Below are 7616 nucleotides of genomic sequence, written 5' to 3' on the forward strand. Positions count from 1 at the left end.
CCTTCCATCTTCAGCGCCGCCTGCACATTGGGCCGCGCGGCGATGCGGGCTTTGTAGGCGACGAGGTTCGGCAGCCCCGAGAGGTCGAAGTTCATGCGGTCCGCCCATGACAGCATCACGAACAGATAGCCGTCGGCAACCGTGAAAGCCTTGCCCATCAGGTAATCGTGCCCTGCGAGCTTGCCGTCGATATATTTGAACTTGCCCATCAACCGGTCCTTGAAGAATGTCTTCACGTCATCGGGAATGACCGGCTGGAACAGCGGGCTGAAATTCTTGTGCAGCTCGGTGGTGATGAAATTCAGCCATTCCTGCAGGCGATAGCGTTCGCTGGAACCCGCAGGCGGGGCCAGATGTTTGTCGGTGGCCGTGTCGGCGATCATCTGCAGAATGACGGGGCCTTCGGTCAGAAGCTCGCCATTGTCGAGCTCGAGCGCCGGCACCTGGCCCTTCGGGTTGATCTCGGTGAAATCGGCGCCGGACTCGGTCTTCTTGGCGCGCAGGTCGACCTTGACCAGTTCGTGCGCGAGACCAGCTTCATGAAGCGCGATATGGGGGGAGAGCGAGCACGCGCCGGGCGCATAGTAGAGCTTCATGGGAATCTCCTTCCATTGTACCGTTGGAAATTGGCAGTAAACTGATTAAATGCAGTTGCATGGAATAGTCAAGATTGATGCAGGTGCATTCAGTAGGGTAGATATAGCCCTGCTAATCTAAGAACCGGACCACATGAAGCGCAAACCATCGACCGAGGCGACCGCCGCCTGGATCCGCCTGATGCGGGTTCAGAGCCGGGTGCTGGACTGCGTCGAGCAGGACCTGAAGAAGGCCGGGTTTCCGCCGCTCGCCTGGTACGACGCGCTGCTGGAATTGTCGCGTGCGCCATCGGGCGAATTGCGCCCGGTCGAGCTGGAGCGGCAGATGCTGATCCCGCAATATTCGACCTCGCGCCTGATCGACCGGCTGGTCGATGAGGGGCTGGCCAGCCGGCGCGAGTGCAAGATCGACAAGCGCGGCCAGTTCGTCGAGATCACCGAAGCCGGCCGCGAACTGCAGAAGCGGATGTGGGGCGCCTATTCGGCTGCGATCGAGAAATATGTCGGCTCAAAATTGTCCGATGCCGATGCCGCCAGGCTCTCGAGCCTGCTCGACCGGCTGGGCTGCTCCTGCGGCGAGGCCTTGTCGCCGGCGGCAAGCGAAGGCCCGTCCGCACGATGATGTCTTTTCTGTCAAATCTCGCCGCGTGCCGATCGGTTCGCGGACCTTTCATCCACGGCGCGCAGCCGCGCCCCTTCAAGCGGAACTCGCATGGCGCGTGACCAGATCGATATGACGCCGCTGCAATCGCGCGATGAACTCGTCGCGTGGCTCGAAGCAGGCGTCAAGCCGCCATCTGCCTTCCGGATCGGCACCGAGCACGAGAAGACGCCGTTTACGCTGTCCGGCCATCACCCGGTGCCTTACGAGGGTGCCAAGGGGATTGGCGCGCTTTTGGAGGGAATGCAGCTCCTGCTCGGCTGGGAGCCGATCATGGAGCATGGCAACATCATCGGCCTCTATGACGTGACCGGCGGCGGCGCCATTTCGCTGGAGCCGGGCGGGCAGTTCGAGCTCTCAGGTGCGCCGGTCGAGACCGTGCACCAGACGCAATCCGAACTGATGGCGCATCTCGCCCAGGTGCGCGAAATTGCCTCGCCGCTCGGCATCGGCTTCCTCGGCCTCGGCATGACTCCCACCTGGTCGCGGGAAGAGATTCCAGTGATGCCCAAGGGCCGCTACCGGATCATGAGCAATTACATGCCGAAGGTGGGCCGCTACGGCGTCGACATGATGTATCGGACCTGTACGGTGCAGACCAATCTCGACTTCCGTTCCGAAGCCGACATGGTCAAGAAACTTCGCGTCTCCGTCGCGCTGCAGCCGATCGCGACGGCGCTGTTCGCCAACTCACCCTTCACCGAAGGCAAGCCCAACGGCTTTCTGTCCTTCCGCTCCGAAATCTGGCGCGACACCGACAATGCGCGGGCCGGCATGATCCCGTGGGCGTTCGAGGACGGCATGGGCTTTGAGCGCTGGGTCGATTACGCGCTCGACGTGCCGATGTATTTCATCAAGCGCGGGGATGAGTATATCGACGTCGCGGGCTCCTCATTCAGGGCCTTTTTCGACGGCCGCAACAATTCGCTGCCCGGCCAGCGGCCCACTCTGTCGGACTGGGCCAATCATCTGTCGACGATCTTTCCCGAAGTGCGGCTGAAGCGGTATCTGGAAATGCGTGGCGCCGACGGCGTGCCATGGGGCCGGCTGCCGGCGCTGCCGGCGTTCTGGGTCGGCCTGCTTTATGACAACGCGAGTCTCGATGCGGCCTGGGACCTTGTCAAGACCTGGACCGCGGCCGAACGCCAGGCGGTGCGCGATGACGTGCCGCGCCTCGGCTTCAAGGCCAAGGTCGGCAACCGCTATGTCTTCGAGATCGCCAAGGAGTGTCTCGCGCTCGCCCATGCGGGCCTCAGGCGCCGCGGCCGCCTCGACCATTTCGGGCGGGACGAGAGCCGGTACCTCGAGCCGCTCGACCGCATCATCGAGAGCGGACGCAGTCCCGCAGAGGAGATGCTGGACAAGTTCGCCGGGCCCTGGCGCGGTTCGGTCGAACCTGCCTATGACGAATACGCGTTTTAATGCGTCCGTCTACTTTAACGGGACCGTCGGCAGACATATCCTGAAACAATCGCGCCCCGGCTCGTTCATCAGCGGTACAGGTTCCTGACGATCAAATATCCCGCTGCGCAGCCAAAAAGTGCCTCCAACGACCGCGCGATCAGCAAGACATGCCCTCGGAACACCGCGAGGGTGGAAGCCGGTTTTGCCACAGGTCGCGCTCTAAACGATTGAAAGAGCAAGTGATCCCATCGCCCGCCCGCTTCCGAGCAAGACCTCCCGTCCGGCTGCGATCGTTTGCAGGCAGACGCGGTCCGGCTGCCGCGGTCCTGTTCATGGTGGTGTGTCTTGGGGCGGTGGCGAGCATCGGCCGCGTGGCGGCCCAGAGCAATTTCGACCGCCCGGGCGGCGACTACATGAGCGCCCCGGTCGAGTCCGGCGATCCCGCCGATTGCGCGCTGATGTGCGAGCGCGACAAGCGCTGCCGCGCCTGGAGCTTCAATTATCCGACCTATTCGGATATCGGCGCGGTGTGCTGGCTGAAGGGCACGGTGCCGGCGCGCGTTCCCGACAATTGCTGCGTGTCCGGCGTGCGCGGCGCGGGCGTGGTCGAGCCGCGAACCCGCGCGGTCGAGACCTCGATCGACCGAGCCGGCGGCGATTATCGCAGTTTTGAGCTGAAGGCCACCGAGGACGAAGAGATCTGCAAGGCCGCCTGCACCGCGGAGAACAAGTGTCGGGCCTGGACCTTTGCGCGCGCCGGCTATGTCGGCAAGGACCCGCACTGCTTCCTGAAGAAGGAAATCAAGCCGCCCCGGCGCAAGGCCGGATTCACCTCCGGCGTCGTGCGGTAGCAACTCCGTCATTGCGAGGCGCAATTGCGCCGAAGCAATCCAGATCTTTGCCGCGGCAGTCTGGATTGCTTCGGCGCTTCGCGCCTCGCAATGACGGCTCGGGTTCGATTCATGCAGACAACACCGTGAGCTCCGGCCAGAGCGCCTTCCAGCGCGCCGCCTTCGCCGCGTAGTTCGCGGCGGAAAAATTGGGGCCCGGGTTGGGCCGCACGATCAGCCGCGCGACATCGTCAAAGCCGTGCGGTGCGTAGACCTCATACGCCTCGCCCGCGCGGCGTATTCCGACCATGGTGTTGGCAGTCAGGAATCGATCGATCCCTTCCGTTGCGCGCGCCAGCGGCGGGTAGGGCATGCCGTGTTTTGCGGGATACCAGAGATGGACGCGCGCCTGGTTGCGCACTTCGACCTTGACGCCGAGGCCGCCGATGCGTGCTTCGACGGTGCGGATCACGGCGTCCTCGGCGGCCCACGACGTGTCGCCATCGAAGTAGAACACGTCATAGTCGGCAATGCCGTAGTCAATGGCGCGCCCGGTCAGCGCGTTCCACACGCTCTGCACCAGGCAGCCCGAGACGATCCAGGCAGGCGGTGCGAGCGTCTCGAGCTCGCGCGCGAGCACCTCGTTGATCGGGTTGCGCAGCACGAGTGCGAGAAATTCGTCCTTGGTCATCGAAACTCCGGCAGGGTGGGCTGAGCGGATCACCGCTGTCGCTCACCAGAACGATGGCAGAGCGCGAAGCCCACCATCCGGACGTCGCTGCCGGTTGGTGGGCACGGCGCAAACGCGCCTTTGCCCACCCTACAATATTTTGTTCGATGTAATGAAACCGCGCGGTGCGCTAGCCGAAAAACGTCATCTTGTCCGTCAGGCTCATGCGGCGAATGACCGCCGCGGGGTCGCTGCTTGCCGGAACGCCGAACAGGGCCTGCTCGCCATTGCGCCAGACGTCCGCGGTTTGAACGGCTTCGTCGGCCACCGCGACTGCATCGACTTCCTGGATGGACACAACCGCGTCTGCCGGCGTCATCGTGCCGGCAAGGGTGGCGAGGCTGGCAAGCGTTTCGTCGTTCCTCGTTGGCGCCGCTGCCGCCAAACCATGGAGGTCAGCCGCAGCGTCGGCGCTCGGCTTGAGCGGAGCCAGCCCGTTCTCCTCGGCGAGCGCGTCGATCCTCGTTCTCATCAGCTCGAACGCAGCCGCCAGGGCGGTGCGCGTGTCGACTTTCGCAAGCTGCCTGCAGCTTTCCTGAATGGCATCGAGCTGGGCGTCGATCAAATCGCAGATGCGGGCGTCGGTGCCGATTTCCCGCCATCGCCAGGAAATCTCCTTCAAAATCCTGGCTCCCTGGCGGATCGGCGTCAGGCGCTCATCGATTTCGAGACCGATCGCCGCCGAACCGGCGACTTCGGCGGCCTGATCGACAACGCTCCTGATGCTGGCGAGGATTTCGGCGAGCCGCCCGTCGGAGGGCTGTTGCGGCATGGTGTCGAGCATTCGTTCGATGCGCGCCACCTGATCAAGCACGAGACGGGTGTCGGCATTGCGGTTTCGCTTGGCGTATTCGCCAAGAAACCAGCGGCCGCGCGCCGTCTCCATAAAGGCCTCGCGGATCGCCTGGTAATCGGCCTCACCGGGCCGAGCGGCACGGGCGGAGATCGGCGAAAGAGCAAAGGCGTCGTCGGCCATGCAAAACTCATCCGAGCAGGCAATTGCGCGCAAAAATGCGGGTGGCCGCGAGAATCGTTCGTGATTCGGGCTAGATCGTGGTGACCGACCGTCAGCATGGTGGCGCGCAGTCGCCTGCACACAATGAATCCGCTGCGTGACCTTGCGTCGGTGCGAGCCACCTCGATGCAGCCGCCCGACATATCGCTGCAACTTCTGATTGGCGCCGCCTTGCTCTGTCGTTACTTCGACGTGCAGTTTGGAGTTGTGAATCTCCTCACCGACGCGACCTGCGGCGCGCAATGATCCCGCCGTCATGTCAGCGGAGGCCACGAGCCCGCTGTGGAAAACTTCCGGTGAACATGGTTAACGCCGATCATCGGCAGTGCGCCGCCATGGCGGAACCAGCGCCGAAATCTTCTTGTTTGCTGTCACTTGCCGGGGCTGCCGCTGCGCGGTCGCGGCCATACCGGGACACGGCGGTGTCGCCGGATGAGCGTCCGCGCGCTGCCGCGGACTCGGTTGCATATGCAACCGGTCGCAGTTTAGTCGGATTGTTTGCCACCATCGCGGCCTCATTCCTCGCTCGTTGGAGGTTGCATGTTGGAAGTCTCGGTCAGCGATCATGCTCGTGTCCGTGCGCCGCGATGTTGCCGGTTGGCGCTGATCGTCGCAGGCATCTTCGCATTGTTCGGTGCGTTCGCGGCTACGGCGCCTGCGCAAGCCGGCTACTATGAGGATTCCTATTACGGCTATCGTCCGTACTCGCCCTATCGCTACCGCTGCTCGACATGCGGCTGCTGGCGGCGCTGCTATTCCGGTTCGCGGCCGGGCCTCGTGTATGAGCGTCGCTACGTCGAGCGCGAATATGTCGAGCGTCACTATGGCTGGCCCGCTCGTCATTATCGCCGTCACTACGGCTACTATCCGTACGGCGGCTATCGATCCTGGTCGAGGCCGTTTCCATGGGGCTATGGCGGCGTGAGGAGTTGGCGCGCGCCGCGCTATGGCTGGCAGGCGCCTTACGGCTCCTCCCGATATGAACCGACCGCCGAACGATACGGATACGAGGAGGAGCCGCCGCGGCCGCCGGCGCCGGTCTGGGACGCGGGCGACGAGTAGCAGCAGCGAATTGCTCCGGAATGCGGCTTCGCTCCTGATCTGGGACGCGCGCTAACCCTTCGTCCCCGCGAGCACGACATAGGCGCCGACTGCGAACCAGAAGGCGTAATTGCTTACGAGCGGGATCTCGATGAAGACGCTGAGGACTGCAAGGATGATCGTGAGCAGCGAGAGCACAAATCCGAAGTTCACTGCGCAATCTCCTCGCGCTGCAATGAAACCGCCAGAACCTTGCTGATGTGATCACACACGGCAACGTATGAGATCTCGTCGCAAGCTTCGAAGCCACGTCCGAGATGCACGCGCAATGCGTGTGCGTTTAGGATTGTACTGCTGGAGAGGATACAGAACGTCCGCCGCAGCCCATTGCGCGAGGCCTTTAAGCCCGATTCGCGAATTTTTGAGGGCGTTAGTTGGAGCGTTTCAAGGCTGAAGCTGCACGCTCTGCGATACGTTGATCGGATATGACAAGGCTCGGATGTGAGAAGACACAATATGAACCACATCGAAAGAGCGTTCGCTGGCTTTGACGGCGAGCCGGCGCCAGCGTCGATGAACGCCGTCATGTGAATGGAGACTATCCGATGCTCGTGACCGAACAGGACGCGGTGATGAAGAAATGGTGCCCGATGGTCCGGCTGCGCTGGGAGTCGCGACCGTTTGCGTTCAATCGCTCCAATCCGGGCCCCAAGGCCCGCGTCCGCAACATCATCTACCGCATGTTCTTCCCGCGCCTGCATCACCAGATGCGCGGGCATTTCTTTCGCTGCCAGGGCGCGGGCTGCATGATGTGGCGCTGGGAGAGCAAGGATCCGCCGCCATTATCGGCGGAGGCACGCAAGGGATATTGCGGTTTGGCGGGCGCGCCCTTCACGTTCACGGCGCACTGAGATCCCTTGCCGATATTTCGACACTGTTGAGGCAAGCGGCGTCGCTGGCGCTGCAGGCAAAAGTTGCGGCCGATCGATTCAGCACAATCGTGGCGCGCGCTCTGCTCAGCGAATGAGCAGCTTCTGCGCGGTAAAGCGCGCAAAGGCATCGCATGAGAGATGCGATGCGCGTTGTGCAACAGGGTTAATTGTTGGTTTGTGTCGCTAACCGCCGGTCGTGCAAGCGGTTTGCGCTCTCGCTGATGGCGCGACCGAATGCGCAGGATTTCCCGATCTCATTTCAGCCGCAAAAGAATCGCGATTCATCTGCTCTATCGCCGCGAGGCCAAATCAGTGGAGCTCGTGATGCGTCGCCATGCCGTCATCCTAGCCGCAACGCTGGCATGGCTCATCGGCATCGAGCGCGCCGAGGCCAAGCTCGACATTCT

Annotated in this window: 10 protein-coding genes; 6 read left to right on the forward strand and 4 right to left on the reverse strand. The window is 62.9% G+C overall.

Going from position 1 to position 7616, the window contains the following annotated elements:
- On the reverse strand, window positions 1–596 hold a 596-nt coding region (gstA, locus tag JOZ76_RS18135), incomplete at its 3' end, for a glutathione transferase GstA (protein WP_291700383.1).
- A gap of 133 nt (window positions 597–729) precedes the next feature.
- Here gstA and JOZ76_RS18140 point away from each other — a divergent pair.
- From JOZ76_RS18140 to JOZ76_RS18150, 3 genes are all read left to right on the forward strand, one after another.
- A complete protein-coding gene (locus tag JOZ76_RS18140) occupies window positions 730–1218 on the forward strand; it encodes a MarR family winged helix-turn-helix transcriptional regulator (protein ID WP_291700384.1) in 489 nt (162 codons plus the stop codon).
- Window positions 1219–1308: 90 nt separating this feature from the next.
- Window positions 1309–2679: a glutamate--cysteine ligase gene (locus JOZ76_RS18145; protein ID WP_291700386.1), complete on the forward strand. Its 1371-nt coding sequence runs from the start codon at window positions 1309–1311 to the stop codon at window positions 2677–2679.
- Window positions 2680–2993: 314 nt separating this feature from the next.
- Complete coding sequence (locus tag JOZ76_RS18150) at window positions 2994–3512, forward strand: PAN domain-containing protein (RefSeq protein ID WP_291700388.1); 519 nt, start codon at window positions 2994–2996, stop codon at window positions 3510–3512.
- A gap of 109 nt (window positions 3513–3621) precedes the next feature.
- Here the strand turns inward: JOZ76_RS18150 and JOZ76_RS18155 are convergent, their stop codons facing one another.
- Together JOZ76_RS18155 and JOZ76_RS18160 are read right to left on the reverse strand one after the other, a co-directional pair.
- On the reverse strand, window positions 3622–4182 hold the full coding sequence (locus tag JOZ76_RS18155; protein WP_291700390.1) for a nucleotidyltransferase family protein: 561 nt from the start codon (window positions 4180–4182) through the stop codon (window positions 3622–3624).
- A gap of 169 nt (window positions 4183–4351) precedes the next feature.
- A complete protein-coding gene (locus tag JOZ76_RS18160) occupies window positions 4352–5197 on the reverse strand; it encodes a hypothetical protein (protein ID WP_291700392.1) in 846 nt (281 codons plus the stop codon).
- A gap of 96 nt (window positions 5198–5293) precedes the next feature.
- Between JOZ76_RS18160 and JOZ76_RS18165 the strand changes: the two genes are divergently transcribed.
- Complete coding sequence (locus tag JOZ76_RS18165) at window positions 5294–5482, forward strand: hypothetical protein (protein WP_291700394.1); 189 nt, start codon at window positions 5294–5296, stop codon at window positions 5480–5482.
- 351 nt (window positions 5483–5833) lie between these two features.
- The gene (locus tag JOZ76_RS18170) at window positions 5834–6298 is read left to right on the forward strand and encodes a hypothetical protein (RefSeq protein WP_291700396.1); all 465 of its coding nucleotides are present in this window, start codon (window positions 5834–5836) and stop codon (window positions 6296–6298) included.
- Between the two features lie 51 nt (window positions 6299–6349).
- On the opposite strand, the gene JOZ76_RS18175 is transcribed toward JOZ76_RS18170, so the two are convergent.
- Window positions 6350–6490 (reverse strand): hypothetical protein, encoded by a 141-nt coding sequence (locus JOZ76_RS18175; RefSeq protein ID WP_291700399.1) that lies wholly within the window; start codon window positions 6488–6490, stop codon window positions 6350–6352.
- A gap of 392 nt (window positions 6491–6882) precedes the next feature.
- Between JOZ76_RS18175 and JOZ76_RS18180 the strand changes: the two genes are divergently transcribed.
- A complete protein-coding gene (locus JOZ76_RS18180) occupies window positions 6883–7188 on the forward strand; it encodes a hypothetical protein (protein WP_291700402.1) in 306 nt (101 codons plus the stop codon).
- The last annotated feature ends 428 nt before the right edge of the window (window positions 7189–7616 follow it).

The organism is Bradyrhizobium sp. (assembly GCF_019244115.1).
Lineage (GTDB): Bacteria > Pseudomonadota > Alphaproteobacteria > Rhizobiales > Xanthobacteraceae > Bradyrhizobium.

Bases quoted from the DNA above. Each gene is read 5' to 3' on its own strand.
- JOZ76_RS18150 (WP_291700388.1), top strand. From the start codon at position 2,994: ATGGTGGTGTGTCTTGGGGCGGTGGCGAGCATCGGCCGCGTGGCGGCC.
- JOZ76_RS18160 (WP_291700392.1), bottom strand. From the start codon at position 5,197: ATGGCCGACGACGCCTTTGCTCTTTCGCCGATCTCCGCCCGTGCCGCT.
- JOZ76_RS18140 (WP_291700384.1), top strand. From the start codon at position 730: ATGAAGCGCAAACCATCGACCGAGGCGACCGCCGCCTGGATCCGCCTG.
- JOZ76_RS18180 (WP_291700402.1), top strand. From the start codon at position 6,883: ATGCTCGTGACCGAACAGGACGCGGTGATGAAGAAATGGTGCCCGATG.
- JOZ76_RS18145 (WP_291700386.1), top strand. From the start codon at position 1,309: ATGGCGCGTGACCAGATCGATATGACGCCGCTGCAATCGCGCGATGAA.
- JOZ76_RS18165 (WP_291700394.1), top strand. From the start codon at position 5,294: ATGGTGGCGCGCAGTCGCCTGCACACAATGAATCCGCTGCGTGACCTT.
- JOZ76_RS18155 (WP_291700390.1), bottom strand. From the start codon at position 4,182: ATGACCAAGGACGAATTTCTCGCACTCGTGCTGCGCAACCCGATCAAC.